Annotated in this window: 26 protein-coding genes and 1 pseudogene; 16 read left to right on the top strand and 11 right to left on the bottom strand. The window is 67.3% G+C overall.

All coding sequences use genetic code 11. The annotated features are described in order from the left end of the window. Positions 1 to 89: 89 nt before the first annotated feature. Positions 90 to 359, bottom strand: coding sequence for a DUF2312 domain-containing protein (locus ACZLZY_RS20430; protein WP_472935888.1), 270 nt, complete (start codon positions 357 to 359; stop codon positions 90 to 92). 173 nt (positions 360 to 532) lie between these two features. Here ACZLZY_RS20430 and ACZLZY_RS20425 point away from each other — a divergent pair, with 173 nt between their 5' ends. Both ACZLZY_RS20425 and fghA read left to right on the top strand, forming a co-directional pair. Then, positions 533 to 1,642, top strand: a complete 1,110-nt coding sequence (locus ACZLZY_RS20425; RefSeq protein WP_472935887.1) for an S-(hydroxymethyl)glutathione dehydrogenase/class III alcohol dehydrogenase — start codon at positions 533 to 535, stop codon at positions 1,640 to 1,642. 11 nt (positions 1,643 to 1,653) lie between these two features. Further along, on the top strand, positions 1,654 to 2,490 hold the full coding sequence (fghA, locus tag ACZLZY_RS20420; protein WP_472935886.1) for an S-formylglutathione hydrolase: 837 nt from the start codon (positions 1,654 to 1,656) through the stop codon (positions 2,488 to 2,490). A gap of 201 nt (positions 2,491 to 2,691) precedes the next feature. Here the strand turns inward: fghA and nagA are convergent, their stop codons facing one another. From nagA to ACZLZY_RS20400, 4 genes are read right to left on the bottom strand one after another with little or no spacing between them, the layout of a single operon-like run. Continuing rightward, a complete protein-coding gene (gene nagA / locus ACZLZY_RS20415) occupies positions 2,692 to 3,840 on the bottom strand; it encodes an N-acetylglucosamine-6-phosphate deacetylase (RefSeq protein WP_472935930.1) in 1,149 nt (382 codons plus the stop codon). Next, positions 3,837 to 4,868: an SIS domain-containing protein gene (locus ACZLZY_RS20410; protein ID WP_472935885.1), complete on the bottom strand. Its 1,032-nt coding sequence runs from the start codon at positions 4,866 to 4,868 to the stop codon at positions 3,837 to 3,839. The genes nagA and ACZLZY_RS20410 overlap by 4 nt, the downstream gene beginning before the upstream one ends. Positions 4,869 to 4,876: 8 nt before the next feature. Further along, positions 4,877 to 5,620, bottom strand: a complete 744-nt coding sequence (locus ACZLZY_RS20405) for a GntR family transcriptional regulator (protein WP_472935884.1) — start codon at positions 5,618 to 5,620, stop codon at positions 4,877 to 4,879. Continuing rightward, positions 5,617 to 6,498: a glucosamine kinase nucleotide-binding domain-containing protein gene (locus ACZLZY_RS20400; RefSeq protein WP_472935883.1), complete on the bottom strand. Its 882-nt coding sequence runs from the start codon at positions 6,496 to 6,498 to the stop codon at positions 5,617 to 5,619. Before ACZLZY_RS20400 ends, ACZLZY_RS20405 begins: the two co-directional genes overlap by 4 nt. 333 nt (positions 6,499 to 6,831) lie before the next feature. On the opposite strand from ACZLZY_RS20400, the gene ACZLZY_RS20395 reads away from it, so the two are divergent. The 8 genes from ACZLZY_RS20395 (at position 6,832) to ACZLZY_RS20360 (ending at position 13,658) form a co-directional block, all read left to right on the top strand. Next, positions 6,832 to 7,722: an N-acetylmuramic acid 6-phosphate etherase gene (locus tag ACZLZY_RS20395; RefSeq protein ID WP_472935882.1), complete on the top strand. Its 891-nt coding sequence runs from the start codon at positions 6,832 to 6,834 to the stop codon at positions 7,720 to 7,722. 65 nt (positions 7,723 to 7,787) lie between these two features. Then, on the top strand, positions 7,788 to 9,059 hold the full coding sequence (locus ACZLZY_RS20390) for an ABC transporter substrate-binding protein (protein WP_472935881.1): 1,272 nt from the start codon (positions 7,788 to 7,790) through the stop codon (positions 9,057 to 9,059). Positions 9,060 to 9,135: 76 nt separating this feature from the next. Next, positions 9,136 to 10,062 (top strand): carbohydrate ABC transporter permease, encoded by a 927-nt coding sequence (locus ACZLZY_RS20385; RefSeq protein WP_472935880.1) that lies wholly within the window; start codon positions 9,136 to 9,138, stop codon positions 10,060 to 10,062. An 8-nt stretch (positions 10,063 to 10,070) separates the two neighbouring features. Further along, positions 10,071 to 10,910: a carbohydrate ABC transporter permease gene (locus tag ACZLZY_RS20380; protein ID WP_472935879.1), complete on the top strand. Its 840-nt coding sequence runs from the start codon at positions 10,071 to 10,073 to the stop codon at positions 10,908 to 10,910. A gap of 11 nt (positions 10,911 to 10,921) precedes the next feature. Then, positions 10,922 to 11,212: a nucleotidyltransferase family protein gene (locus ACZLZY_RS20375; protein ID WP_472935878.1), complete on the top strand. Its 291-nt coding sequence runs from the start codon at positions 10,922 to 10,924 to the stop codon at positions 11,210 to 11,212. A gap of 2 nt (positions 11,213 to 11,214) precedes the next feature. Further along, positions 11,215 to 11,589: a HepT-like ribonuclease domain-containing protein gene (locus ACZLZY_RS20370; protein ID WP_472935877.1), complete on the top strand. Its 375-nt coding sequence runs from the start codon at positions 11,215 to 11,217 to the stop codon at positions 11,587 to 11,589. Continuing rightward, the gene (locus ACZLZY_RS20365; protein ID WP_472935876.1) at positions 11,582 to 12,640 is read left to right on the top strand and encodes a Gfo/Idh/MocA family protein; all 1,059 of its coding nucleotides are present in this window, start codon (positions 11,582 to 11,584) and stop codon (positions 12,638 to 12,640) included. Before ACZLZY_RS20370 ends, ACZLZY_RS20365 begins: the two co-directional genes overlap by 8 nt. 19 nt (positions 12,641 to 12,659) lie before the next feature. Next, positions 12,660 to 13,658 carry an ABC transporter ATP-binding protein gene (locus ACZLZY_RS20360; protein WP_472935875.1) on the top strand — a complete coding sequence of 333 codons (999 nt, stop codon included), beginning with the start codon at positions 12,660 to 12,662 and terminating at the stop codon, positions 13,656 to 13,658. Positions 13,659 to 13,704: 46 nt separating this feature from the next. On the opposite strand, the gene ACZLZY_RS20355 is transcribed toward ACZLZY_RS20360, so the two are convergent. From ACZLZY_RS20355 to ACZLZY_RS20340, 4 genes and pseudogenes are all read right to left on the bottom strand, one after another. Further along, the gene (locus ACZLZY_RS20355) at positions 13,705 to 14,949 is read right to left on the bottom strand and encodes a glycosyltransferase (protein ID WP_472935874.1); all 1,245 of its coding nucleotides are present in this window, start codon (positions 14,947 to 14,949) and stop codon (positions 13,705 to 13,707) included. Between the two features lie 438 nt (positions 14,950 to 15,387). Beyond that, positions 15,388 to 16,395 (bottom strand): Gfo/Idh/MocA family protein, encoded by a 1,008-nt coding sequence (locus ACZLZY_RS20350; protein ID WP_472935873.1) that lies wholly within the window; start codon positions 16,393 to 16,395, stop codon positions 15,388 to 15,390. Positions 16,396 to 16,751: 356 nt separating this feature from the next. Next, positions 16,752 to 17,168, bottom strand: a pseudogene (locus ACZLZY_RS20345) (cell wall hydrolase); the annotation flags it as partial. 134 nt (positions 17,169 to 17,302) lie between these two features. Continuing rightward, complete coding sequence (locus tag ACZLZY_RS20340) at positions 17,303 to 17,992, bottom strand: hypothetical protein (protein ID WP_472935872.1); 690 nt, start codon at positions 17,990 to 17,992, stop codon at positions 17,303 to 17,305. Positions 17,993 to 18,221: 229 nt separating this feature from the next. Between ACZLZY_RS20340 and ACZLZY_RS20335 the strand changes: the two genes are divergently transcribed. Then, positions 18,222 to 18,716, top strand: coding sequence for a CreA family protein (locus ACZLZY_RS20335; RefSeq protein WP_472935929.1), 495 nt, complete (start codon positions 18,222 to 18,224; stop codon positions 18,714 to 18,716). Positions 18,717 to 18,729: 13 nt separating this feature from the next. Here ACZLZY_RS20335 and ACZLZY_RS20330 read toward each other — a convergent pair whose 3' ends face one another. Continuing rightward, positions 18,730 to 19,899: a M20 aminoacylase family protein gene (locus ACZLZY_RS20330; RefSeq protein WP_472935871.1), complete on the bottom strand. Its 1,170-nt coding sequence runs from the start codon at positions 19,897 to 19,899 to the stop codon at positions 18,730 to 18,732. Positions 19,900 to 20,059: 160 nt separating this feature from the next. Between ACZLZY_RS20330 and ACZLZY_RS20325 the strand changes: the two genes are divergently transcribed. Both ACZLZY_RS20325 and ACZLZY_RS20320 read left to right on the top strand, forming a co-directional pair. Next, a complete protein-coding gene (locus ACZLZY_RS20325; RefSeq protein WP_472935928.1) occupies positions 20,060 to 21,301 on the top strand; it encodes a D-alanyl-D-alanine carboxypeptidase family protein in 1,242 nt (413 codons plus the stop codon). Between the two features lie 5 nt (positions 21,302 to 21,306). Next, the gene (locus ACZLZY_RS20320) at positions 21,307 to 22,473 is read left to right on the top strand and encodes a CobW family GTP-binding protein (protein WP_472935870.1); all 1,167 of its coding nucleotides are present in this window, start codon (positions 21,307 to 21,309) and stop codon (positions 22,471 to 22,473) included. A 75-nt stretch (positions 22,474 to 22,548) separates the two neighbouring features. On the opposite strand, the gene ACZLZY_RS20315 is transcribed toward ACZLZY_RS20320, so the two are convergent. Further along, positions 22,549 to 22,797, bottom strand: coding sequence for a sulfurtransferase TusA family protein (locus ACZLZY_RS20315; protein ID WP_472935869.1), 249 nt, complete (start codon positions 22,795 to 22,797; stop codon positions 22,549 to 22,551). A 92-nt stretch (positions 22,798 to 22,889) separates the two neighbouring features. Between ACZLZY_RS20315 and ACZLZY_RS20310 the strand changes: the two genes are divergently transcribed. From ACZLZY_RS20310 to ACZLZY_RS20300, 3 genes are all read left to right on the top strand, one after another. Beyond that, positions 22,890 to 23,435 (top strand): DUF924 family protein, encoded by a 546-nt coding sequence (locus ACZLZY_RS20310; RefSeq protein ID WP_472935868.1) that lies wholly within the window; start codon positions 22,890 to 22,892, stop codon positions 23,433 to 23,435. Positions 23,436 to 23,663: 228 nt separating this feature from the next. Then, on the top strand, positions 23,664 to 25,088 hold the full coding sequence (locus ACZLZY_RS20305; protein WP_472935867.1) for a flippase: 1,425 nt from the start codon (positions 23,664 to 23,666) through the stop codon (positions 25,086 to 25,088). Next, entirely contained in the window at positions 25,085 to 26,356 is a 1,272-nt protein-coding gene (locus ACZLZY_RS20300; RefSeq protein WP_472935866.1) for a GNAT family N-acetyltransferase, read from the top strand. The genes ACZLZY_RS20305 and ACZLZY_RS20300 overlap by 4 nt, the downstream gene beginning before the upstream one ends. Positions 26,357 to 26,390: the final 34 nt, after the last annotated feature.

Below are 26,390 nucleotides of genomic sequence, written 5' to 3'. Positions count from 1 at the left end.
CGGGGCGGATGCGTGCCGAACCGCTCAGGGGAGGGGCGCTCGAGGCGCATCCCTCCCTCGACGGTTTTGGCACAGGCGCTTGTGGCGGCTCAGGCGGCCTTGGCGGGGGCCTTTGCCTCTTCTTCCATGGCGCGCATGTAGAGGTCGAGGACGGTGTCGTGCTCGTCGCGCTCTTCCTGGTCCTGCTTGCGCAGCTTGATGATCTCTTTCAGGATCTTGACGTCGAAACCCTCGCCCTTGGCCTCGGCGAAGACTTCCTTCTTGCCTTCGTTCAGCTCGGCGATCTCGGCCTCGATGTGCTCGATGCGCTCGACGAAGGCGCGGATCTGTCCGCCTGCGATACCGACCGTGTCACTCATGCTGGCTCCTTTGCATTGGGGAGCCGGGTTATCGGCCTGGGATGGTAACCACTTCCTTAACGCCCGGCGTCCCGGCCACGCTTCCCACAGCCTGTCGTTTTTTGGCCGCGACGGCATTTGCAACGCGGCCAGAAGCGGCTAGCAATCGCCGCCAGGGAAGAGGAGAGACTGACATGAAGACCCGCGCCGCCGTAGCCTTCGAGGCCAAGAAGCCACTCGAGATCGTCGAGCTCGACCTGGAAGGCCCGAAGGCCGGCGAGGTCCTGGTCGAGATCATGGCGACCGGCATCTGCCACACCGACGCCTATACGCTCGACGGCCTCGACAGCGAGGGCCTGTTTCCCTCGGTGCTCGGCCATGAGGGCGCGGGCATCGTGCGCGAGGTCAGCGCCGGCGTCACCTATGTGAAGCCCGGCGACCACGTAATTCCGCTCTACACACCGGAATGCCGGCAGTGCAAATCCTGCCTCTCCGGCAAGACCAACCTCTGCACCGCCATCCGCGCTACCCAGGGCAAGGGCCTCCTTCCGGACGGCACGACGCGCTTTAGCTACAAGGGCCAGGCGATCCACCACTATATGGGCTGCTCGACCTTCTCGAACTTCACCGTCGTGCCGGAGATCGCTGTCGCCAAGATCCGCAAGGACGCGCCGTTCAAGAGCGCCTGCTATTGCGGCTGCGGCGTCACCACCGGCGTCGGCGCCGTGGTCAACACCGCCAAGGTCGAGCCGGGCGCCAATGTCGTCGTCTTCGGCCTCGGCGGCATCGGCCTCAACGTGATCCAGGGCGCCCGCCTCGTCGGTGCCGACAAGATCATCGGCGTCGACCTCAACGACGATAAGGAGGAGTGGGGCCGGAAGTTCGGCATGACCCACTTCGTCAACCCGAAGAAGATCGACGGCGACATCGTCCAGCATCTCGTGGCGCTCACCGACGGCGGCGCCGACTACACCTTCGACTGCACCGGCAACACCATGGTCATGCGCCAGGCGCTCGAAGCCTGCCACCGCGGCTGGGGCGTTTCGGTCGTTATCGGCGTCGCCGAGGCCGGCAAGGAGATCTCCACCCGGCCGTTCCAGCTCGTCACCGGCCGCGTCTGGAAGGGCTCGGCCTTCGGCGGCGCGCGCGGGCGCACCGACACGCCGAAGATCGTCGACTGGTACATGGACGGCAAGATCCAGATCGATCCGATGATCACCCACGTCCTGCCGCTGGAGGACATCAACAAGGGCTTCGACCTGATGCACGAGGGTAAGTCGATCCGCTCGGTCGTGGTGTTCTGATGGCGGCGGCGATGGAAACCGTCTCGACGGCGAAGGCGCACGGCGGCGTGCAGGGTGTCTACCGCCATGCCTCCACCGCGACCGGCACGAACATGACCTTCGCGGTCTACGTGCCGCCGCATGCGGAAGGCGCGAAGCTTCCGGTGGTCTGGTACCTCTCGGGCCTCACCTGCACGCATGCCAACGTCATGGACAAGGGCGAGTACCGCAAGGTCTGCGCCGAACTCGGCCTGATCCTCGTCGCGCCCGACACCTCGCCGCGCGGCGAGGGAGTGCCGGACGACGCCGAGGGCGCCTACGACGCCGGCCTCGGCGCCGGCTTCTACGTCGATGCGACGCGGGAGCCTTTTGCCAAGAACTACCAGATGTGGCGCTATGTCACCGAGGAGCTGCCGGCGCTCATCGCCGCCCATTTCCCCGTCGATCCGGCCCGGCAGTCGATCTTCGGCCATTCGATGGGCGGCCACGGCGCGCTGACCATCGGCCTCAGTCTCCCTGATCGCTATCGCTCGGTCTCAGCCTTCGCGCCGATCGTCGCGCCGAGCCAGGTTCCCTGGGGCCACAAGGCGCTGACCATGTACCTCGGCGACGACCGCGCCGCTTGGCGCAAGCACGACGCCGTCGCGCTCATTGAGGACGGCGCGCGGGTGAAGGAACTGCTGGTCGACCAAGGCGAGGCCGACAACTTCCTCGAGGGTCAGCTGAAGCCGGAACTGCTCGAGGCCGCCTGCGCCAAGGCCGGCATCGCGCTCGAACTCCGCCGCCAGCCCGGCTACGACCACAGCTACAACTTCATCTCGACCTTCATGGAAGACCATCTGCGCTGGCACGCGCAGCGGCTTGCCTGAGGCGTAGCTGCGGCGCCGTTTGTGCAGCAACGCTGACGCTCGTCATCCTCGGGGCCTTGGCCCCGGGGACCCATGCCTCTGCGTTCCCACGCCGGTTCGGTAACGGAAGTGCCGGCCCGCTTTCACCAGCGAAGCCAGTTTCCATGCCTCCGCATCGGTTCCCGCGCTTCGCTGGGAAGAATGGCTCTGTTCGACCGCCGCTCAGGCCGAACGCTCGCCGCCGATCCAGACACCGGCGATCTCCGTCGCGGCGGTGAGGTGGACGATGTCGGCGCGGGCGCCGACGCGGAGATGACCGTGGCTTGCCGAGAGCCCGAGGAATTCCGCCGGATACACCGCCGCCATCCGCAGCGCCTCGTCGAGGTCGATGCCGACGGTGTCGACGAGATAGCGGACGGCTGAAATCATCGAGAGGTCGGAGCCGGCCAGCGTGCCGTCGTCGAGCGTCAACTGGCCGTCGCGCCGGGTGACCGTGCGGCCGCTGAGGACGAAGACATCGTCGTCGACGCCGACCGTCGGCATGGCGTCGGTGATCGCCATCAGCCGGCCGGGCAGGCGTTTGCCGCGCAAGGCGGCGGCGATGGCGGCGGGATGAACGTGGTGGCCGTCGGCGATGATCCCGCACCAGATCTCCGGCCGTGCCAGCGCCGCGCCGACAAGGCCGGGCGCGCGGTGCCCGAGCTGGCTCATGGCGTTGAAGAGATGCGTCACGCCGCGCGCGCCGGCGTCGAAGGCGGCGTTAGCGGTGTCGAAATCGGTGTCGGTGTGCCCAAGCGAGACGGCGATTCCAGATTTGCTAAGCCGGCTTATCTGCTCTGGCGAAACGCTTTCCGGTGCGACGGTCAGCAGCAGCGGCCGCACGGTCGTCGCGACCAATGCGGCGAGGTCGTCGTACTGCATTGGGCGAATCAGCGCTGGGTCGTGCGCGCCTTTGCGGGCGACCGACAGGAACGGGCCCTCGACGTGGATGCCGAGACAACCGGGCACGCCGGCCGCCAAGGCCGCCTCGACCGCGGCGATGGCGGCGAACGTCACCGCCGGCCGGTCGGTGATGACCGTCGGCAGCAAGGCAGTGGAGCCGAAGCGGGCATGCGCGGCGCAGATCGCGCGGACGCCCTCGACGGTCGGCGTGTCGTTGAGGAGCACGCCGCCGCCGCCGTTTACCTGGATATCGATGAAGCCCGGTGCGAGAAGGCCACCGTCCAGCGTCACCCGCTCGACCACGGGGTCGAGTGCCGCCGCCGGCACCATCGCCCGGATCACGCCGCCGGCAACGACCAGCGCCTGCCCGGCATGGCGGCTTTCTCCATCGAAGATCTCGGCGCCGACCAGCGCAAATGCGGCCATCAGACGGTCTCCGTCACCTTCGAGAGGCCGCGCGGCACATCGGGATCGAGCCCCCGGGCGCGCGCCACCTCTTCGACGAAGCCGTAGAACGAGAGAAGCATGACCAGCGGTTCGGTCAGCGGGTGCCCGGTGGCGGTCGTCGGCAGGAGGTGGCCCGGCGCGTTGCGCCCGGCGACGAAGAGTTTTGCACCCTTGGCCGCCAGCTGCCCGGCGACGCCGACGAGATTGGCGTGCGCGGCATCGTCCGGCAGGAAGGCAAAGACCGGGAAGCCGCCCTCGACCAGCGAGACCGGCCCGTGCAGCAGCTCGGCGCCGGAATAGGATTCGGCGTGGAGGAGCGAAGTCTCCTTGAACTTCAGCGCTGCCTCGCCGGCGACCGCAAAGCCGACGCCGCGGCCGAGCGTATAGAGCGACCCCGCCTGAACGGTTGCCTCGAGCGCCTCGGACCAGTCGTGCGTCAGCGCCGCGTCGAGGTGGCCGGGCAGGGCGTCGAGCGCTGCGCCGAGCTGTTCGTCGCCGGTCCAGGCGGCGAGGATGCCGAGCGCGGCGGCGACCGAGGCGACGAAACTCTTGGTGGCCGCGACGCTTTGCTCCGGGCCGGCCGAGAGGCGGACGGCGTGGTCGGCCGAGGCCTCGAGCGGCGAGTCCGGCGCATTGACCAGCGCGATCGTCTTCGCGCCGCCGGCGCGGGCGGCGGTCAGCAGCGAGACGATGTCGGGGCTCTGGCCGGACTGCGAGATCGCGAGCGCCGCGGCGCCCTTCAGCTTCAGCCGGGCGCCATAGATCGAGACGACGGAGGGGCCGAAGGAAGCGACCGGCACGCCGCTCAGAATCTCCGTCGCGTATTTGAAATAGGTCGCGGCATGGTCGGAGGAGCCGCGGGCGACGGTCGCCACCACCGGCGGATCGAGATCGCGCAGCGCCCGCCCTGCCGCATGCATCGCGGCGCCGGACTGCGCCAGGAGGCAGCGCACGGCCTCTGGCGTCTCGTCGATTTCGGACCGCATCAGGCTCTTCTGGGACTGGCTCATGGGATCCTTCAGATCGTGAGTTCGGCGACGAAGTCGTAGGCGTCGCCGCGGTAGAGCGAGCGGGTGAACTCGACGGCCTCGCCATGGGCGTCGAAGCAGAGCCGCAGGATCGACAGCGCCGCGGCGCCCGGCTCCAACCCAAGGAGGGCCGCATCGGCCGCGGCGAGATTGGCCGCCGTCATCCGCTGCAGCGCCCGCACCGGCCGGTGGCCGGCTGCCTCCATCGCCTGGTAGAGCGAGGCCTCGACCGCGGCGGGGTCGGGCAGGATGCGGGCGGGCACCACGGCCCGCTCGATCGCCATCGGCAACGCGTTGGCGAGGCGGAGACGGTGGAAGCGCGCGACCGGCTCGCCGGGGGAAAGCCGCAACTGCATGGCCTCGTCGGGGCTGACGGTCGACAGCGTGCGTTCCAGCCAGCGCGAGCCGGTGGCCGAGCCGCGGCTCCGCATGTCCTCGGTGAAGGATTTGAGGTGCGACAGGCCCATCTGCACCCGGCTCGGCGCTTCCGCCACGAAGTTGCCGGACCCATGCCGCTGGCGGATCACGCCCTCGCCGACCAGCGCCTGGATCGCCTTGCGAACGGTGACGCGCGAGATGCCGATGCCGGCGGCGATGTCGCGCTCGGGCGGCAAGGCCTCGTTGGGCTTCAGCCGGCCCTCCGCGACCGAGCGGCGGATACGCTCCTGCAGCTGGCGGTAGAGCGGGCCGCCGGTGCCGGGCGTCATGAAGTTCTGGTCGAAGACCTCGTTCAAGGCCGGGCCTCCGGCAGCAGCGTCGCGGCCAGCGCCAGCGCGCCGTCGAGCGCGTCGCCGCGCGGCTCGGCGAGTCTTTCCTGAAGCGTCTGCGGCAAACGCGGGCGGTAGCGCGGCGCCAGTCCGCCGAGGAGGACGATCGACGGCGCGCCGAGGTCGAGCAGCCGCTGCAGCGCCGCCTCGATGTGGCGCTGGCCATCGGAAAGGATCGCCTCGGCGACCGTGTCCCCGCCCTGTGCCCGGTCGACGACGAGCGGCGCGAAACCGCCGAAATCGCCCGGGCGCGCTTCGTCGGCAAACTCCACCAGCCGCGCCGCATCCTGGTGGAAGCGCTCGAGCACTGTGTCCGTCAGCCCGCTCGCCGGACCGATGCCGTCATGGGCGAGGAGCGCTGCGGTGAGCGCGGCACGGCCGAGGAAGGCGCCGCTGCCATGGTCGGACAGGGCGAAGCCCCAGCCGCCGATCGAGGTGAAGGCGTCGCCGCGCCGCAGTACATAGGCGGTGCCGGTGCCGATGATCGCGATCGCCCCGTCCGCTCCGGCATGCGCGCCGCGGCAGGCGACCACGGCGTCGCTTTCCAGCGCGCGGGCGGCGAAGGGCAAGGGACGTTGCATCAGCTCGGCCGAAAGCGAGGGGATGTTGGCGCCGGCGAGCCCGAGCCCGACATGGCATCGGCCGAGATCGGCCTTGCCGAGCCCTGCCGCTGCGAGCGACTCGGCCGCCACCGCGACGATCGTCGCCAGCGCGCCGTCGAGATCGCTGAAGATGTTCGCCGATCCGCCTTCGGCTTCGCCGAGCGGCGTTCCGTCGCGCAGTCGGGCCCGCACACGGCACCGGCTGCCCCCGCCATCGACACCGATCAAGATAGGCTGCTGCATGAGGCCTCCATCCCGAAGTAATACCAAAACAGGCCAGAGGTGCAACCAATATTGGGGATCTGACCTAGACGTGCTCTTACCGAAAGGTCACGCGACCGCGAATATTCATGGTTTATGCACAAAAATCATGCTGCATTGCAGCAGATGAAAAAGTTAACAGTTTCGGCTGGACGAATGGCATTAAGTTGGTAACATCCCTGCAAGCCAGCCAATGCTCTCAGCGCGCTGGCGAAAATCAAGCTCGACCGAAACCAGTGGACCGAAACCGAGAGTGATCGCCATTTCCCATCATCCCGCCCTTGTCTGCGCCGAGGCCTTTCGGGGCATCCCGCGATGACGCTGCGCGCGACGGAGCGGCGGGATCCGGCGGTGGTCGGCATCGACGGATGGGAGGATGCGCAGGTCCTGAAGGTCTTGCTCGAGGGCCAGGCGCGCGCGGTCGCCTGTGTCGGTGCCGCCATTCCTGCGCTGGAAAAGGTAGCAGTGCTGGCCGTCGGCCGCTTGAAGGACGGCGGCCGCCTGATCTATCTCGCCTCCGGCAGCCCGGCCCTCATCGCCCTCGGCGACGCGCTCGAAATACCGCAGACCTATGGCGAGCCGGCCGAGCGCTTTGCGACCATCCTCGCCGGCGGCCTCGCGATCACGGAGAGCCTTGTCGGTGGGCCGGAAGACGACGGCGAACAGGCGGCGCTCGATGTCGCGGCCGCCAAGGTCGGCGCAAAGGACTGCGTCATCGCCATCTCCGCCAGCGGCTCGACGCCCTATACGCTGGCGGGCCTTGTCGCGGCGCGCGCCGCCGGGGCCGCGACCGCCGCCATCGCCAACAATTCCGGCGCGCCGATGCTGGCGGTCGCCGACGTCGCGGTTGTCCTCGACAGTGGGCCGGAGGTCGTCGCCGGATCCACCCGCATGGGCGCCGGAACCGCGCAGAAGATCGCGCTCAACATGCTGTCTACCCTCGTCGCCCTGCGGCTCGGCCATGTCCATGACGGCCACATGGTGGGGCTTCGCGCCGACAACGAGAAGCTGCGGCAGCGGGCGGCGCGCATGGTCGGCGACATCGCCGGCGTCGACGCGGCCGCCGCGGTCGCTGCCGTCGGCGCGGCCGGCGGCGACGTAAAACTTGCCGTGCTCATCGCATCGGGCGCGCCTGGCCTGGACGCCGCAAGGGCGCGCCTCGCCGGGCATGACGGAAGTCTCCGTCGCGCCCTCTCCGATCTCTAGCGGGCGCGCTCGGCGCCCGTCGTCTGTCTGTTGACCCGAACCTTGACCCGATGGAGACGCCCGTGATGAACCGCATGTTTCTGAAGACCTTCGCAAGCCTTGCCGCGCTGACCGCGTCGCTGCCGGCGATGGCCGAGACGACGCTGACGATCGAGAGCTGGCGCAATGACGATCTCGCCGTCTGGCAGGAGAAGATCATCCCGGCCTTCGAGGCGCAGCATCCCGACATCAAGGTGGTGTTCTCGCCCTCGGCGCCGACCGAGTACAACTCGGCCCTCTCGGCCAAGCTCGACGCCGGCTCAGGCGGCGACCTCATCGCCTGCCGCCCGTTCGACGGATCGCTCGCGCTGTTCCAGAAGAAGCAGCTTGCCGATCTCACCGGCCTGCCGGGCATGGAGAATTTCGGCGCCATCGCCAAGACCGCCTGGTCGACCGACGACGGCAAAGAGACCTTCTGCGTGCCGATGGCCTCGGTGCTGCACGGCTTCATGTACAACAAGAAGGCGTTCGCCGATCTGAAGCTCGAGGTGCCGACCACCGAAGACGAGTTCTTCGCGGTGCTCGACAAGATCAAGGCCGACGGCACCTATGTCCCGCTCGCCATGGGCACCAAGGACCAGTGGGAGGCGGCCACCATGGGCTACCAGAACATTGGTCCGAACTACTGGAAGGGCGAGGAGGGCCGCAAGGCGCTGGTCGGCGGCCAGCAGAAGCTGACTGATGCCGACTGGGTAAAACCCTACGAGCAACTGGTGAAGTGGGTGCCCTATATGGGCGACGGCTTCGAGGCGCAGACCTATCCCGACAGCCAGAACCTCTTCACCCTCGGCCGCGCCGCGATCTACCCGACCGGCTCTTGGGAAATCTCGCCGTTCAAGGGTCAGGTGGACTTCGAGATGGGCGCCTTCAAGCCGCCGGTGCCGAAGGCCGGCGACAAGTGCTACATCTCCGACCATCCGGACATCGCCATGGGCCTCAACGCCGCCAGCCCGAATGCCGAGGCGGCGAAGACCTTCCTGTCCTGGGTCGCGTCGCCGGAGTTCGCGACGATCTACGCCAACGAGGCGCCGGGCTTCTTCCCGCTGATCGACGCCAAGATCGAGCTGAAGGATCCGCTGGCGCAGGAGTTCGTGAAGTGGCGCTCGGAATGCGAGCCGACCATCCGCTCGACCTACCAGATCCTGTCGCGCGGCACGCCGAACCTTGAGAACGAGACCTGGGCGGAATCGGCCAATGTCATGAACAAGGTCGAAACCCCGGCGGAAGCCGCCGCCAAGCTGCAGAAGGGCCTCGACAGCTGGTACAAGCCGGGCACCGCGACGCCAATCGCGAAGTAAGCGCCGACCCATCCATCGCGGCGGCGGGCGAAAACCCTGCCGCCGTCCCCGCATCCGGCATCGGAAACCAGAGCCCATGCACGATACGGCCCCGAAGAAGCCCCGACGCTGGCACATCGCCGTGTTCCTCGCGCCGGCGCTAATCGTCTACACCGCGATCATGATCTTCCCGCTCGCCGACACGCTCTGGGCGGCGCTGCAGCGGCGCACCGCCGAGGGGACGGAGTTCGTCGGCCTCGCCAATTTCAAGGTTCTGTTCGGCGACCCACGCTGGTCGGAAAGCTTCTGGAACGCGCTCGGCAATAATTTCTACTTCTTCGCCATCCACATGCTGGTGCAGAACCCGGTCGGCATCGCGCTCGCCGCCCTCCTGTCGATCCCGAAACTCAGGGGCGTCGCCATCTACCGGACGGTGATCTTCCTGCCGACGATCCTGTCCTTCGTCATCGTCGGCTTCATCTGGAAGCTGATCCTCTCGCCGATCTGGGGCGTCGCGCCCGGCCTCCTCGGCGCCGTCGGTCTGAAGAGCCTGTTCGCGCCCTATCTCGGCCAGGAAGCCTATGCGCTGACCACGGTCTCGCTGGTCTCGGTCTGGCAGTATGTCGGCATCCCGATGATGCTGGTCTACGCCGCGCTCCTGACCATTCCCGATGAGATCCTGGAGGCAGCCGAGTGCGACGGCGTCACCGGCTTCAGCCAGTTCTGGAAGATCAAGCTGCCCTTGATCCTGCCGACCATCGGCCTCGTTGCGATCCTCACCTTCGTCGCCAACTTCAACGCCTTCGACCTCGTCTATTCCATGCAAGGGGCGCTCGCCGGTCCGAACGGCTCCACCGACATCCTCGGCACCTTCCTCTACCGCACCTTCTTCGGCTTCCAGCTGCAGCAAGGCGACCGGTCGATGGGCGCGGCCATCGCGACGGCGATGTTCCTGATCATCCTCCTCGGCGTGTCGCTCTATCTCTTCGTCATCCAGCGGCGCATTCGCCGCTACCAGATGTAGGCGCTGACATGGCCCGTTCCCGTCCCGCATCCTTGCGCACCGGCCTCGTCCATCTCGCGCTCGTCGCCTATTCGCTGATCGCCGTCCTGCCGGTGCTCCTGGTGGTGATGAACTCGTTCAAGACCCGCCGCGCCATCTTCGGCAGCCCGCTGATGCCGCCGCTGCCGGAGACGGCGAACGTCGCCGGCTACCGCACCGTCGCGGCGCAAGGCGACTTCCTGCTCTACTTCCAGAACAGCCTGATCGTCACGCTGCTGGCAATCTTCCTGGTCCTTTTGTTCGGGGCGATGGCGGCCTTTGCGCTGTCGGAATACAAGTTCCGCGGCAACATGCTGCTCGGCCTTTTCCTGGCGCTCGGCATCATGATCCCGATCCGGCTAGGTACGGTGGCAATCCTCGAGATGATGGTGGCGTCGGGCCTCGTCAACACGCTGACGGCGCTGGTCCTCGTCTACACCGCGCAAGGCCTGCCGCTGGCCGTCTTCATCCTGTCGGAGTTCATGCGCCAGGTCTCGGACGATCTGAAGAATGCCGGGCGGATCGACGGGATGTCGGAGTACAAGGTGTTCTTCGTCCTCGTCCTGCCTTTGGTGCGGCCGGCGATGGCGACGGTCGCGGTGTTCACCATGATCCCGATCTGGAACGACCTCTGGTTCCCGCTGATCCTCGCCCCCGGCGAGTCCACTAAGACGGTCACGCTCGGCGCCCAGCAGTTCCTTGGCCAGTACCTCACCAACTGGGAGGCGGTGCTGTCGGCGCTGTCGCTGGCGATCCTGCCGGTTCTGGTGCTCTATCTCCTCTTCTCGAAGAACCTCATCCGCGGCATTACCTCCGGCGCGGTGAAGTGAGGGAGGGTGAGATGAAGCCTTCGGAGATCCTGGCGGAAAAGCGCGACGCGGTGCTGGCGGTGATTGCCGCCTCGCAGTTTAACAATCCACGGCTGTTCGGCTCCGTTGGGCGTGGTGACGACAGCGACGGCAGTGATCTCGACATCCTGGTAGATGCGCCCGCTGACGTGTCGCTCTTCGACCTGGTTGGACTGGAGCTCCAGCTCATCGATCTCTTGGGAGTCCGCGTCGATCTTTTCACGTTGGACACGCTGAAGAAGGACATTCGCCCGAACGTCCTGCGTGACCAGCGGCCACTTTGACGATGGCGACGCAGCGAAGCCCCAGAGCCCGGCTTGAAGACATTATTGAGTGGGGGGACGCGGTCGCGCGCCATATTGCTGGCAAGGACCGAAAGACTTTTGCAGCAGACTTGATGACGCAGCATGCCGTCATGAAATGCATCGAGGTGATCGGCGAGGCCTCGGGACATCTGATGAGGCTCGTACCTGATCACACGAGCGTCCTTGCCGGGCTCGACCTGCGCACGGCCTACGCAATCCGCAACAAGCTGAGCCACGGATATTTCGAGATCGCTGTCGATCGGCTCTGGTCCGCCGCCAGTCAGTCTGTGCCTGCGATCGTCGATGCCGCTAAGGCAGCGCTCGCAAGTTTCGAAGATGGAACACCGAATGAGTGACAGCCCACCCCTTCGCGTCTTCGTCGCCGGGCTCGGCCAGATGGGCCGCAGCCATGCGCTGGCCTATCACGCCCATCCCGGCTTCGAGATCGTAGGCTTCTACAACCGTTCGCCCGTCGACCTGCCACCGGAACTCGCCGCCTATCCGTTGCTGAGCAGCTTCGATGCGGGTTTGGCGCTATCGCCGGACCTCGTCGCCATCAGCACCTATACCGACAGCCATGCGGACTTCGCCGTGCGCGCCATGGAGGCCGGCGCGCATGTCTTCGTCGAGAAGCCGCTCGCCGGCACCGCCGAGGAGGCGCGCCGGGTGACGGACGCGGCCAAGCGCACCGGCAAAAAGCTCGTCATCGGCTACATCCTGCGCCACCACCCGTCCTGGATCCAGTTCATTGAGACGGCCCGCGAGCTCGGCCCCCCCTTCGTCATGCGGCTGAACCTCAACCAACAGTCGACGGGGCCTGCCTGGGAGATCCACAAGCGGCTGATGCAGACGACCTCGCCGCTGGTCGATTGCGGCGTCCACTATGTCGACGTGATGTGCCAGATCACCGATGCCAGGCCGGTCGAGGTGCGCGGCATGGGCGTGCGGCTGTCGGACGAGATCGCCGAAAGCCAGGTCAATTACGGTCATCTGCAGGTGCTGTTCGACGACGGGTCGGTCGGCTGGTACGAGGCGGGCTGGGGCCCGATGATTTCCGAGACCGCCTTCTTCGTGAAGGACGTGATGAGCCCGAAAGGCTCGGTGTCGATCGTCATGGAGGAAGGCGCCGCCTCCAGCGACATCGACACGCACACCCGCACCGCCCGCATCCGCGTCCACCATGCCGAGCGCGGCGCCGATGGCCGTTTCGCGAGGCCTGACACATGGCTGTCGACGGCGGACGAGCCGGACCACCAGGCGCTCTGCGACCGCGAGCAGGCGTTTGTGCTGAAAGCCATCTGCGAAGACCTCGACCTCACCCGCCACAACGAGGACGCGGTGCGCTCGCTGGAAATCGTGCTCGCGGCCGAGGTCAGCATGCGCGAGAACCGCAGCGTGACGCTGTGAGCCAGACAAGGATGCCATCATGAAGTCGCTGCGTCTCAGCCGGATCGTCAAGACTTTCGGCACCACCGAGGTCCTGAAGGGCATCGATCTCGAGGTCGGGACCGGCGAGTTCGTCGTCTTCGTCGGCCCGTCCGGCTGCGGGAAGTCGACGCTCCTGCGCATCATCGCCGGGCTCGAAGACCAGACCTCCGGTTCGGTCGAGATTGCCGGAAAGTCGGTCGATGCGGTGCCGCCGGCCGAGCGCGGCATTGCCATGGTGTTCCAGTCCTATGCGCTCTACCCGCATCTCACGGTCGCCGGCAACATGGATCTCGCGCTGAAGCAGGCCGGCATCGGCAAGGCCGAGCGCGAGGCGGCGGTGGCGAAAGCCGCAAACCTGCTCGACCTCACGGCGCTCCTGAAGCGCCGCCCGTCCGAGCTGTCCGGCGGCCAGCGCCAGCGCGTCGCCATCGGCCGGGCGATCGTCCGCGACCCGAAACTCTTCCTGTTCGACGAGCCGCTGTCCAACCTCGACGCGGCACTGCGCGTCAACACACGGCTGGAGATCGCCCGCCTGCACCGCGCGCTCGGCGCCACCATGATCTACGTCACCCACGACCAGATCGAGGCGATGACGCTCGCCGACAAGATCGTGGTACTGAACGCCGGCCGCATCGAGCAGGTTGGCCGGCCGATCGATCTCTACAACAAGCCGGACAACCTCTTCGTCGCCGGCTTCATCGGCTCGCCGAAGATGAACTTCCTCATCGGCGCCTATGCCGCGCGCGAGGGCGCCGAGACGATCGGCATCCGGCCCGAGCATCTGGCCGTCGACGGCGAGGGCGCCCGCTGGTCCGGCACGGTCCGTCACGCTGAACACCTCGGCTCCGACACCTATCTCTACGTGACGCTGAGCGAGGGCGCGGAACTCACCGTCCGCCTTCCCGGCCAAAGCGAGATCGCCGTCGGCACCACGATCGGGCTGTCGCCCCGGGGCGGACCGGTCCACCGTTTCGGCGTGGACGGTAAGGTGCTCTGACGAAGGCGCGTCCTCAGTCGATCCGAGGCGCTGCTGCCGATCGATCTCAGCCGCCGATGGCCGCCTCGATCAGGTCCGCGGCATGCCGGGCGCCGTGCTGATCGGCACTGATGTCGCGACCGAGCGCCAGGACCGCGGCGCGCGTGCCCGGCGATCCGATGAGGGCGCTAAGATCCATCTCGACCTTGGCCGCCGTCAGGCCGCGGCGCGCCCGCATCCGCCCGACGCCATGGTGCACCACGCGGGCGGCGATGCCGGGCTGGTCGAAGGCGATCGGAATGACCAGCAGCGGCACGTGGCGCTGCAGCGCATCGAGCACGGTGTTCATGCCGCCATGCGTCACACAAACGTCGGCGCGGTCGAGAACGGCGGCCTGGTCGGCGAAGTCGGTGACGGCGTCGGCGTCGATCGTGCCGGCCTGTTCCGGGGTAAGGCCGCCGCAATGGGCGACGAGCAGCTGCGCGCCGAGCCGCCGGGACGCTGTCGCGATCGCCTGGAAGATGTCGAGGCGGTGTCCCTGCAGCGTACCGAGCGAGGCGAAGACGAAAGGCCTTGCCGAGTCGATGGCGAACGGCAGGGACGCGGTCGCCGCATGGGTCTCGTTGCGGATCGGGCCCACCGCGTGGAAGCCGCTGAGCGGCGGCCGCGGGAAATCAAACGCCGCCGGGCATTGCGCGATTTGCAGCAGCGGCGACAGGCAGTCCTCGAGGCTGCCCCGGCGCGGCAGGCCGAAATGCCGTGACCATTCCTCCAGCCCACGCCGTTGCCGGCGCAGAAGGAGCGCGGCCACCCGCTCGCCGCCGCGGTTGCGCTTCAGTCCCTCCTGCGAGGGATCATAGGGCCAGTCGAGGAAGGGCAGCGGGACGCCCGGCGCGCTGTTGACCGGCAGTGCTGCGGCCACCGAGATCTGTTTCAGGCCCAGCGCGGCGGCCAAAAGGCCGGCAGCCGGCTCCATCTGGTCGCCGATCACTGCATCGATGCCGAGCTCGCGGAGGATTGCTGGTCCGTCCCGGCAGAGGGCGGCGGTCAGCGAAGTGGTATCTGCGACCGTGCGCAGGATGCCGAGCGGGCCGTTCGGCCGCGCTGCGCGGCGCGTGATCGCGGCAAGGTCGGTATCCCCGCGGCCGACGATCCTCCAAGCCACCTGTTCACCCGGCGTCAGAAGCTTCTCCGCGCCGGCATTCAGCACGAAGGTGGCGTGATGGCCGCGCGCCACGAGGACGCTCGCGAGTGCCTCAAACACCTTGATGTGACTGTAGAACGGGGGGCAGATCAGGGCGAAATGCGCCATTGCAGCTTAGTGCCTTGAAACCGGGGCGCGCAGTATCCGAACCATCGCCAGTGTCGAAAACATCGCCGATGGCGATGGTATCATCGCAGACAGAGGTGGCCTGCACCGATATCGCATCGAGGGCTCTTCATTGATCGTCGCTTCGTGTGCCATCCGCCATTCCTACGCTTCACTGACGGGCGCCGCCATGCCCGGCGTGTCGCATTAAACGGAACGTCCGTCACCGCTGACGACCGGGTGGAACGCTCGGTCGGCGTGATCGGTCAGCTGGCAGCCGGTATCGGTATTCCTCTCGCCCTCGGCCTTTGGCTACTCTTGATGGGGCGAGACCAAGCTTGCCGCTGCGATGGCTGGCAGCGCGGTCTGGAAGACGGCCTGATCCTTAGCTCGCTCCGGCTGCTCGGCGTTCTCGTTTGAAGGCGCTGCCGTCCTGCCGCGTCAGATTGTCTCCCAGGCGCCGCTCAGCCCCGAGCGGTAGACCGCGTCGATGCACCGCATGTTGGCGATGGCATCCTCGATCGGAAAATCTGGTGTCTCCAGCCCTTGGAATACCCGGACCGCCATGGCGGACTGCAGCGTGTACTGGTCGCAAGACGCGAGCGTTTCGGTGCGGATGCCGCTGCCGTCGATCGCCCCCGTCGTGTCGACGTGAATCCGCGTTTCCTCGCCTTGCGGTGCGTTGAGCGAGACCGGCACCTCGATGCGGCCGGTGGTGCCGAAAATCTGCGTGCGCTGCGCGGGGACGAGCTGCGTCGAGGTGGAAAAGGCCAGCTGCCGGCCGGCGCCGAAATCGAGAATGGCCGAGGTCAGCCGGTCGGTCTTCATCTCGGGGTCGCGGTCGATCAGCGAGATGGCGCGAAGTGGCTCGCTCTCGAAGAGAAAGCGCCCGAGCTGCAGGGCATAGCAGCCGACGTCGTAGAGCGCTCCGCCGCCGATCTCGGCGATGTTGCGCACATTGGCGGGGTCGGCGTTGAAGTAGCTGAGCGTCGTCTGCACCAGTTTTGCCGGGCCGATCTCGCCGCTGCGCAGGATCTCACGGGCGCGCAGCCATTGCGGATGCTGGCGCACCATGAAGGCCTCGAGCACCTGTTTGCCGTTGCGATCGCGCGCTGCGATCAGCTGTCCGGCCTCTGCCGCGTCGAGCGCGATCGGCTTCTCGCAGAGCACGTGCTTGCCGGCCTCCAGCGCCTTCACCGACCAAGGCACATGCAGATGGTTCGGCAGTGGAATGTAGACCGCCTCGATCGCGGGGTCGGCGAGCAGCGCCTCGTAGCTGTCATAGTGCGTCTCGAAGCCGAACTGTTCGGCGGCAGCTTTCGCCTTGGCCCTGTCGCGCGAGGCAATGCCGCGGATGTGCGACGTGGCATCGCCGAGCATGCCTGGAATGACCTTGCGAAGGGCGATGTTGGCCGCCCCCATGATGCCCCAGACGAGTTGGTCGGACATGGCGCTTTCTCCCACGAGGGCCGGCGTCGCTCGCCGGCAGACGGCCGGACTTAGCCGGCGGGAGGGTGGAAGTCGATTACCCGAACAGGCTGCGCCGCCTAATAGAGGCCTTGTCCGGCGATGACCTCGTCAATGCTCATCGGTGCAAGACGCTGTGCGTCGAGGGTCTGGGGCGCCGGCGTAATGGGGGCGGGCGTCGCCTGGGGTCTGGCCTGGAAGGTCCTGATGTCCTGCGGCTGGTTCCAGTCCGCCGGGGTCACGGGTTCTGGAACCACCATCACCTGCCGCGCCGGCGCGGTGCGGACGACGACCCGGCGCTCCGGCGGCTCGTAGTTGAGGCGGCTGCCGCGGGCGGCGACCTCGGCCTGCGTCGAGCTGGCATCGCGGCGCTTCTCGTAGAAGGCGTTGCCGCCGGCGATCGCGACGTAGTGCATGTTGTTGTAGGGGTAGGAATAGCCGGCGGTGTGGAAGAACATCGCCCGGCCGACCTCGGGATGCTTGCTGCCGCGCAGCACGATGCGTGCCGTCTTCGTCGCGAGCTCGCGGCCCTTGCCCATCGGCTTCGACAGGACGCCGGGCGCGAACTGGTTCTTCTGGCCGACGACGCCGCAGACGCTTTTGGGATATTTGCCGGAGTTCATCCGGTTCATCACCACGGTGCCGACCGCCAGCATGCCCTCGGCGCTGGAACGGTTGGACTCGAAATACATCACCCGCGTCATGCATTCCTCGGACGACATCGTCCGCGGCATGCTAGCGCAGGAAGCCAGCATCAGCAGGGCGGCGAGGCCGAGAAAAAGAGGGATACGGGTCGGGGACACAACGAGAGACATGGGTTTCCAGCGTCGACGGGACCCGGCCATGATGCTCTGTAAGGCTTAATGGATCGTGTCGGCCGGCCGCCGGTCTACCCCGGAACCTCGTCGGCGCGCCGCCGCCCGGCCGCCAGCCGAGGCTCTGCAGCGTTGGTTGCGGCCCGCGTCTGGCGCAGGATCCAGAGGCCGTAAGCGGTGACATAGAGATAGGCCGCTAGTTCCAGCGACTCCTCGATCTCGACATGGATCCGATGCTCCGCCGCTTCTCCGCCGGCGAGGAAGAGGACGACCACGAAGCACGGCCAGACCCAGCGGATCTTCGACAGACGGAGCACGTCGCGCGTCCATTCCCGGCGCCGGACGAGGACGGCGGCAAGCGCGAGCAGAGCCGCGCCTGCAACTATGATGGTCTTCCAGCCGGATTGCAGGCACATGCCGTCGCCGCTGAAGGCGCTGCCGCAGCGCGGCAGCTCGCGGGTCACGGCAAAGATCAGAGCGAAGGCCGCAACCGCGCAGAACAGCGCGCGCGAGCCTGCCGATCGTAGGAAACCGACAGCGAACACCGCCGCGGCGATCACCAGCATGCCCGCCTGGAGTATCTCGATCGGGCCGTCCTCCATGAACATGGCCTGGATGTCGTCGAACTCGCGCACGACGGTGCCAAGCAGCATCGCGCCGCCCAGCAACAGGAGGGCGGCGGCGAGCCAGGGGAGGGGACGCGGTGTGAGAGAGCCCTCCCAGGATCGGCGACCGTCGGTCTCGGGCGATTTCTTCAAAGGCATGGAGGTCAACTTTCCGGCCTTGCACCAACGGCCCTGGCCATCATCGAAACGTCATGACGGGGAGACTTCTACAGATATATCCGCTGGATAGAAATCCACTAAGTCGGCCATAGAATGAACCGCGCCGCTGCTGTGGCCTGACGGAAGCGGCTCAAGCGCGCTGCACCGGCCGTTGCAAAACAAGCTGTCCGGCCCATGTGGGGTGGACCTTCCGGCCCGCAAGGAAACCCTGCAGATGCGTTTCGCCCTTTCCCTGATTGCTAGCCTTGCCCTGCTGCCGTCCGTCGCACCGGCCGTGGCCGAGCAGGTCGGCGAAATCTCGACGGACTGGCTCGGCAACGACATCAAGATCGACGCCATCACCGATCCAAAGATCTCCGGCGTTACCTGTCATGTCAGCTATTTCGACCGCAGCGTCGTCGACCGTTTGCGCCAGGGAAACTGGTTCGAGGATCCCTCGAACTCGTCGATCGCCTGCCGGCAGACCGGGCCGATCGTCATCGGCGACATCGACCTCGACGAGGGCGGCGAGGAGATTTTCTCTGAGCGCCGATCGCTGATCTTCAAGGCGCTGGTCGTCACCCGCGTCTACGACAAGGCCAACGACACGCTGATCTACCTCTCGCATTCGCGCGAGGTGAAGGAGGGCAGCGCCAAGATGGCGATCTCGGCGGTGCCGCTGTTCGCGGCCTCGCCCACCTGGAGCAAGGGCAAGCCGCAATAGGCAAAGCCTTGGCTCAGGCGCCGGCGAGCGCCCGTTCGACCAGCCGGGTCCAGTAGGAGACGCCGTAGGGAATGGCTTCGTCGTTGAAGTTGTAGCGGGCATTGTGGAGGCCCGCGCTGTCGCCATTGCCGATGAAGATGAAGGCGCCAGGCCGCTTCTCCAGCATGTAGGAGAAATCCTCGCCGCCCATCAGCGGGGCGACCTTGGTGTCGACCTGGGCTGCCGGCACGATCTCTGCCGCAACCGCTGCGCAGAAATCGGCAGCGCCCGCATCGTTGACGGTCACCGGATAGTTGCGGATGTACTGGCAGTCGATCTCGACGCCGTGCGTCTCGCCGACGCCCCGGCAGATGGCCGCGATGCGCGCCTCTGCCAGATCGCGCGTCTCCGCCGTCAGCGACCGCACCGTGCCGGCGACGAGCGCGGTGTCCGGAATGACGTTGTGGACAAAGCCCGCCTGGAACTTTGTCACCGAGAGCACCAGCGAGGCCAGCGGGTCGACATTGCGCGAGACAACCTGCTGCAGCGCCTGCACCAGCGTGGCGCCGGCGAGGATCGGGTCGAGCGACTGCTGCGGGATTGCCGCATGCGAGCCGCGGCCCCGGACCGTGAGGTTGAACTCGTCGGTCGCGGCCATGATCGGTCCGGCGCACAGTGCGAAATGGCCGATCGGGATGCCCGGCATGTTGTGCAGGGCATAGACCTCGTCGATGGCGAAGCGCTCCAGAAGCCCATCCTCGATCATCGCCTTGGCGCCGGCGCCGCCTTCCTCCGCCGGCTGGAAGACGACGACCACGCTGCCCTCGAAATGCCGGGTCTCGCAGAGGCTCTGCGCCGCCCCAAGAAGGATCGCCGTATGGCCGTCATGGCCACAGGCGTGCATCTTGCCGGCCGTCTTCGAGGCGTAGTCGAGGCCGGTCGCCTCATTGATCGGCAGCGCATCCATGTCGGCGCGCAGGCCGATCCGCCGCTTGCCCGGGCCGCTGCGTCCGTGGATCACGCCAACGACGCCGGTCCGGCCGATGCCGGTCACCACCTCGTCGCAGCCGAATTCAGCGAGCTTCTCCGCGACGAAGGCAGCGGTTTCGTGCACCTCGTAAAGTATTTCGGGAATCTGGTGGAGATGCCGGCGCCAGGCGGTGATCTCGGTCTGGCGGTCGGCGATGCGGTTGTTGAGCGGCATAAGAACTTCCGGAAAACGAGGGCTGCGATCACGGAGACTGGAGCGGCCGGTCCTATTTAGGCAGGCTTGCCATCTTGCCATGAGAGCGTCACAGAGGCGAGATAGGGCGCGCAGGTGCAATAATCTGCCGTTCGACATGAAGGAAAAAGCCGTGAAGACGATGGCGTCTGCCGTTTTGCGCCTTGCCGGCGCAGCTGCGCTCGGCGCCGCCGTTCTGGCCTCGCCGGCGGCGAAAGCCGAGGTGTCCGTCGTCATCGACGTCGCGACCGGCAAGGTTCTGTCGTCGAAGAATGCCAGCGCCCGCTGGTATCCCGCCTCGACCACCAAGTTGATGACCGCCTATCTCGCGCTGAAGGCGATGGAGACGGGCGACGCGACGCTCGATACGCCCGTCGTGATGACGCAGTACGCGGCCACCCAGGTGCCCTCGAAGATGGGCTACGAGCCGGGATCGGTGATGCGCCTCGACATGGCGCTGCGGATGATGCTGGTGAAGTCGGCCAACGACGTCGCGGTCGCGATCGGCCAGACGATAGGCGGCGGCTCGCTGCAACCCTTCGTCGACCGGATGAACAGCCAGGCCCTCGCGCTCGGCATGAAGGACACGCACTTCATCAACCCGAACGGCCTGCCGGGCGAGGGGCAGTATTCCAGCGCCAAGGATCTCGGCATTCTCGCCATGCACCTGCGCCGCGACTTTCCAGCCTTCAGCGAGATTTTTGGCGTCGAGGCGATCTCGGCCGGCGGCGCGCTGATCCGCAACACCAATCCGCTGCTCGGCCGCTATGCCGGCGCCGACGGGATGAAGACCGGCTACATCTGCGCCTCCGGCTTCAACCTCGTCGCCTCGGCCACCCGCGACAAGCGCACCATCGTCGCCGTGGTGCTCGGCGCCGACAGCCCGATCGTCCGCGACCGCATCTCCGCCGATCTCCTGGAGAACGGCTTCAAGACCGATACCGCCAAGCTCGGCACCATGATCGAGCAGCTGCCCGCCTCCGACGGGCCGCCCGCCGACATCAGCCAGGCGATCTGCTCGCCGGCGGGCCAGCAGGCCCGGGCAGCCGAGCGCGAGGAAGAGGCCAAGCGCACGGAGCACAATTCCGGCTCGCCGCTGCTGCACGAGATGGTCCGGCCGCCCTCAGTGGTTGATGTCAGCCTCGGCGGCGCTGCGGCCGGTCCGAAGGTGCAGGCCGGTATCTCGCAGATCGCCGGCTATGGCATTCCGCTGCCGCATTGGCGGCCAGACGATGCGACGACGGACGGGGCCCCTCCCACCGCCGCGCCGTCCGTCGCGCCTGCCGCGGAAAATACCGCAGCGGACGGAAAGAGCGCGCGCATCGGTGGCGAGACGAGCGTCGTCGGCGAGGCCGATGGCCTGCGCAGCGGGGTCGTCAACTGATCGCCGTGCCAAAGGCTGCGGACCTTTCCGACCCGATCCGCGTCACCGTCCTCACCGGCTTCCTCGGCGCCGGCAAGACGACGCTGCTCAACCGCCTGCTCGCCGATCCCGCCGTCACCGACACCGCCGTCATCGTCAACGAGTTCGGCGAGGCGGGGATCGACCACCTTCTCGTCGAGACGGCGCGCGACGGCATCATCGAACTCTCCGACGGCTGCCTCTGCTGCACCATTCGCGGCGATCTCGTCGACACGCTGGCGGATCTTGCCGACCGGGTGCAGACCGGCCGCTTGCCGAAGCTCGCGCGCGTCGTGGTGGAAACCACGGGCCTTGCCGACCCGACGCCGATCTTGGCCGCGCTGATGGGCCATCCCGCTCTCGTGCAGGCCTACGCACTGGACGGGATCGTCGCCGTCCTCGATGCGCTCGCCGGCGCGCAGAACCTTGCCGAGCGCGAGGAGGCCCGCCGCCAGGTCGCTGTCGCTGACCGGGTCGTCGTCAGCAAGACCGACCTCGCCGGCCCCGACGCGCTGCAGGCCTTGTCGCGGCTGATCCGGCCGGTCAACCCCGGCGCGCCGATCCTCGATTCCGCGCGCGGCGAGGCGGGGCCCTCGGCGCTTTTGGGTTGCGGCCTCTACGATCCCGCCACCAAGACCGCCGACGTCGCGCGCTGGCTACACGACGAGGTCACACACGATGCGCACCACCATGCGAACGGGCACGGGCCGCACGATCATTCCCATGCGCACAAGCACCCTACAGGCGAGCCGGCGCACGGCAACGCTGCCGCCCGTCACGGCGCGATCCGCTCCTTCTCGATCCAGCATGCCGCGCCGCTGCCGACAGCGCAGGTCGAGGCCTTCCTGGACCTCCTGCGCGACCTCCAAGGCGACCGGATCCTTCGGATGAAAGCGATCGTGCGGACCATCGAGCATCCCGGACGGCCGCTGGTGCTGCATGGCGTGCGCAACCATCTGCATCCCCCGGCGCGCCTGGCCGCCTGGCCCGCCGACTTCGCACCCGCCTCGCGGCTGGTACTGATCGGCGAGGGGCTCGACGAGCGGCTGGTACGCGATCTCTTCGCCGCCTTCGCCGGCGAGCCGCGCCTCGATGCGCCGGACCGCGCGGCGCTGACCGACAATCCGCTGGCGGTGCCCGGCATGTCGTTCTGACCGGAACGGCGGCGGGCGTCTGTTGCCGGTGGCGCCGCGAAGGCCGTTGGCCAGCAGCTGCGGGCCGACTTGCTTTCAGGCGGCGGACGACGCGTTGCCGCATTCGATCAGGAAGCGCCGGTGATCGGCCTCGGTCGTCGCGGCGATCAGCACATGCCCCGACTGCCGGCAGAGATGCGGGATGTCGATTGCCGCCAGTGGATCGTCGGCAAGGATGCCGAGCCTCTCGCCGGCGCTCATCCCCCGCAGCTGCCGTTCCGTGCGCAAGGCCGGCAGCGGGCAGCGCAGGCCGCGCAGGTCGAGTTCCACCGCCGTTTCGTTCATTCACCCTTGTCTCCGCCGCATTCGGACCCCCATCTAGCGACGATCGGCCTTCTTCCACATCCCCCGCCTGCGAAAACTTTTCGGATCCCGCCATGAGCTACGCCATCGATCCCCAGACCATCGTCGATTTCTGGCGCGACGCCGGCCCCGACCACTGGTTCGAGAAGGACGCGGCTTTCGATGCCGAGATCGTCCAGCGTTTCCACGACATCTACGAGCGTGCGGCGCTTAGCGAGCTCGACGGCTGGGCGGAGGATCCGACCGGCGCGCTGGCGCTCGTCATCCTGCTCGACCAGTTCCCGCGCAACATGTTCCGTGGCGATCCGCGGATGTATGCGACCGATGCCAAGGCCCGGACGATCGCCAAAGAAGCCCTCGGGCGGGGCGATCACCTGACGGTCGGCGACGACGTCAACCAGTTCTTCCCGATGGCGCTGATGCATTCGGAGGATCTGGGCGATCAGGAGGCTTGCGTCGCCTGGATGGAGGAGATCGGCCCCGACAACGTCTCCTTCGCCGTCGAGCACCGGGACATCGTCGAGCGTTTCGGTCGCTTCCCGCACCGCAATGCGATCCTGGATCGCCCGTCGACGCCCGAGGAGACCGCCTATCTCGGCGAAGGCGGTTTTGCAGGCTGACCGCGACGGCGGCAGCAAGCTCTCGGCGCCAGATCCGCTCGGGCTTTTGACGGCGCCGCATCGGCCGCAAAGCTTGAGCGGCCTTAACGTCCGGCGGTGAGCGAGGCGGAAGACAAGACTTTTTGGTTGCCTGACTTGTAATTGAACCCGCCCACGCGACCAAATCTTAAGCCTGGGCGCCTAGTGTCGGACCTCAGATCCTGCCGATCCCAGGGGAACGGGCACAGCGTGGTATTGTCGATCGAGAGACTCGCAGGGCATGTGATGCCGCTGCGGCTGATGGGATGGCTGCGGCCGTCTCTCGTGCGTCTCGACCTCGCCCTCTCCGGCGATACCGAGCAGGCGGTTTCTGCCCGCATCGCTCTCTTCGCCTTCGCCATTCGGGTCGTCTCGGCGGGAATCGCCTTCTTCAGCCAGGTTCTCCTGGCACGCTGGATGGGCAGCGACGAATACGGCATCTTCGTCTTCGTGCTGGTCGCCAGCGTCATCCTCGGCGGCCTCGCCTGTCTCGGCTTCCAGACCGCGGTGATCCGCTTCGCCCCCGAATACCGGGCGACGGACCAGATCGATCTCCTGCGCGGCATTCTCCTCGCCAGCCGGTTGTTCGCGCTGGCCTCGGCGACCCTTCTCACCGCCATCGGGCTTACCGCCCTCTGGCTCTTCCAGGACGCCGTTCCCGGCTACTACCTGCTGCCGCTGGTGCTCGGCGCCTTCTGTCTGCCGGTGATGGCGCTGGGCGAGGTGCTTGACGGCACCGCGCGGGCGCATTCGCTGTCGCGCCTCGCGCTGCTGCCGACCTTCATCGTCCGGCCGCTGCTGATCATCGCCGCCATGGCGGTCCTGACGCGTTTCGGCGGCCTTGCGCCTGATGCCGATACCGCGGTGCTCGGCCTGCTCGTCGCAACCTGGGTGACGACGCTCGGACAACTCTTGCTCGTCCACCGCAAGACCAGCCGGGAAGCGGGGCCGGGCCTGCGCGAAAACGACATGCGGCGCTGGATGGCGGTCGCCTTGCCGATCTTCCTGGTCGAGGGGTTCTTCAACCTCCTGACCAATGTCGACATCCTGATGGTCGGCCACTTCCTGCCGCCGGCCGATGTCGCCGTCTACTATGCCAGCGTCAAGACGCTAGCGCTGGTGCACTTCGTCTACTTCGCGGTGAAGGCGGGCGCGGCGCAGCGCTTTTCGCAGTACCGGCACTCCGGTGACGCTGAGCGTTACGAAAGCTTCATCCACCAGACGATACGATGGACGTTCTGGCCCTCGCTCGCCATGGCGGTTCTAATGCTGGTGTGCGGCGACCTTTTGCTCGGCCTGTTCGGGCCCGAATTCGACGAGGGCTATCCGCTGCTGTTCATCCTGATCATCGGTGTGCTCGCGCGGTCGACCGTCGGTCCGGCCGAGAGCGTCCTCACCATGTCGGGCGAGCAGAAGGCGTGCGCCGCCGTGTACTTCGCGACCATCATCGTCAACGTTGTCCTGAACATCGTCCTGATCCCGCGCCACGGCCTCTACGGCGCCGCATCGTCGACGGCGATCGCGATGGTCTTCGAGGCAGGGGCGCTCTACGCCGTCGCCTATCGGCGCCTCGGCCTGAAGCTGTTCATCCTGGCGCGGCCGCGCGATTCAGCGATCCGGGGGAGCGGGGCATGAGCAGCAAGCCGCTCGTCGACGAAATGTTGGCATCGCCTAGCGCCGCCCCGGCGATTGCGCTGCTCGACCAGGACCGGCCGCTGGATAATCCGGAAGCCAATGTCGAGGTCGCGTCGGGCGACGGCAAGCGCCGTTTCTCGATCTATGCGCCGGCCGCCGCCTTCGACCTCGCCGCGGAACTGGATTTCCTGACGCGCCGGGCGATCGACCAGAACGTGTTCTTCGCCCCGCAATTCCTGGTGCCCGCCATGCCGCGGCTCGACGAGCGCCATGTCCGGCTGATGGTGGCGCGCGACGAGGGCCCGCGCCGCAGCCGCCTGCGCTTCCTGATGCCGTTCTCGATCGAGCGGATCGGCATGCTTGGCGGGCCGATGGCGATCCGCGCCTGGACCCATCCTTTCGGCCCGCTCGGCACGCCGTTGGTCGACAGCGACGATCCGCAGGCGACGCTGAAGAGCCTGCTCGTCACGCTGCGGCGCCCGGAGCTCAAGCTGCCGGACGTCATGGTGATCCCGGATCTGCGGATCGACGAGCCGTTCGCGCGCACCATGGCCGAGGCGGTCGACGCGCTCGGCCTGCCGATGACCGCGGTCAACGCTTTCGACCGGGCCGCCTTGATCAAGGGAGCCTCGCTCACTGACGCGCTGTCGCCGAAGCGTCGGCGCGAGGTGCAGCGCCAGCGCCGCCTGCTCTCCGCACAGGGCGAGCTCGGCTTCGACGTCGCCCGCACGCCTTCCGAGGTGCTGGCGGCGATGGAGGAGTTCCTGACGCTCGAGGCCAGCGGCTGGAAAGGACGCGAGCGCAGCGCCCTGATCATGGACCGCTACCGTGCCGCCTTCGCCCGCGAGGCGGTCAACAAGCTCGCCGATGCCGACCGCACGCGCATCTTTACGCTGCGGCTCGATGGCGTCGCCATCGCCAGCCTGGTCAGCTTTGTCGTCGGCTGCGAGGCCTTCGCCTGGAAGATGGGCTATGACGAGCGCTATGCCGCGGCCTCGCCGGGACTGCAGATGATGCTGATGGCGAGCGAAGCCCTCCTGGCCGATCCTGCGGTGCTCAGGGCCGATTCCTGTGCCGTTCCCGATCATTTCCTGATGAATCGCTTGTGGAAGGGCCGGATACCGATCAAGACGCTGGTGATCGGCCTGACGCCGGAAAGCGGCCGCAGGGTCGAACGCGCCGCCAACGGCTTGGTAAAGGCCCGCGCGGCCACCAATGTCGCCCGGCTACTGCGCCGGCGGATCAAGAACGCGCTGGGGATCGGCTGAGCCAGGCACTTTCAGCCGTTGCCGCAACGAGGTG

It is taken from the genome of Mesocryomonas lacus, assembly GCF_055730135.2.
Note: the sequence above shows the minus strand (reverse complement) of the source record. Positions and strands in the feature narration are given on the sequence as shown.

Coding starts and splice junctions, on each gene's coding strand:
- ACZLZY_RS20330 (WP_472935871.1), bottom strand. CDS start 19,899: ATGCCGCTCAACAACCGCATCGCCGACCGCCAGACCGAGATCACCGCC.
- fghA (WP_472935886.1), top strand. CDS start 1,654: ATGGAAACCGTCTCGACGGCGAAGGCGCACGGCGGCGTGCAGGGTGTC.
- ACZLZY_RS20370 (WP_472935877.1), top strand. CDS start 11,215: ATGGCGACGCAGCGAAGCCCCAGAGCCCGGCTTGAAGACATTATTGAG.
- ACZLZY_RS20355 (WP_472935874.1), bottom strand. CDS start 14,949: ATGGCGCATTTCGCCCTGATCTGCCCCCCGTTCTACAGTCACATCAAG.
- ACZLZY_RS20385 (WP_472935880.1), top strand. CDS start 9,136: ATGCACGATACGGCCCCGAAGAAGCCCCGACGCTGGCACATCGCCGTG.
- ACZLZY_RS20375 (WP_472935878.1), top strand. CDS start 10,922: ATGAAGCCTTCGGAGATCCTGGCGGAAAAGCGCGACGCGGTGCTGGCG.
- ACZLZY_RS20410 (WP_472935885.1), bottom strand. CDS start 4,868: ATGAGCCAGTCCCAGAAGAGCCTGATGCGGTCCGAAATCGACGAGACG.
- ACZLZY_RS20350 (WP_472935873.1), bottom strand. CDS start 16,395: ATGTCCGACCAACTCGTCTGGGGCATCATGGGGGCGGCCAACATCGCC.
- ACZLZY_RS20425 (WP_472935887.1), top strand. CDS start 533: ATGAAGACCCGCGCCGCCGTAGCCTTCGAGGCCAAGAAGCCACTCGAG.
- ACZLZY_RS20360 (WP_472935875.1), top strand. CDS start 12,660: ATGAAGTCGCTGCGTCTCAGCCGGATCGTCAAGACTTTCGGCACCACC.
- ACZLZY_RS20325 (WP_472935928.1), top strand. CDS start 20,060: ATGGCGTCTGCCGTTTTGCGCCTTGCCGGCGCAGCTGCGCTCGGCGCC.
- ACZLZY_RS20300 (WP_472935866.1), top strand. CDS start 25,085: ATGAGCAGCAAGCCGCTCGTCGACGAAATGTTGGCATCGCCTAGCGCC.
- ACZLZY_RS20315 (WP_472935869.1), bottom strand. CDS start 22,797: ATGAACGAAACGGCGGTGGAACTCGACCTGCGCGGCCTGCGCTGCCCG.
- ACZLZY_RS20430 (WP_472935888.1), bottom strand. CDS start 359: ATGAGTGACACGGTCGGTATCGCAGGCGGACAGATCCGCGCCTTCGTC.
- ACZLZY_RS20380 (WP_472935879.1), top strand. CDS start 10,071: ATGGCCCGTTCCCGTCCCGCATCCTTGCGCACCGGCCTCGTCCATCTC.
- ACZLZY_RS20310 (WP_472935868.1), top strand. CDS start 22,890: ATGAGCTACGCCATCGATCCCCAGACCATCGTCGATTTCTGGCGCGAC.
- ACZLZY_RS20390 (WP_472935881.1), top strand. CDS start 7,788: ATGAACCGCATGTTTCTGAAGACCTTCGCAAGCCTTGCCGCGCTGACC.
- ACZLZY_RS20395 (WP_472935882.1), top strand. CDS start 6,832: ATGACGCTGCGCGCGACGGAGCGGCGGGATCCGGCGGTGGTCGGCATC.
- ACZLZY_RS20340 (WP_472935872.1), bottom strand. CDS start 17,992: ATGCCTTTGAAGAAATCGCCCGAGACCGACGGTCGCCGATCCTGGGAG.
- ACZLZY_RS20400 (WP_472935883.1), bottom strand. CDS start 6,498: ATGCAGCAGCCTATCTTGATCGGTGTCGATGGCGGGGGCAGCCGGTGC.
- ACZLZY_RS20365 (WP_472935876.1), top strand. CDS start 11,582: ATGAGTGACAGCCCACCCCTTCGCGTCTTCGTCGCCGGGCTCGGCCAG.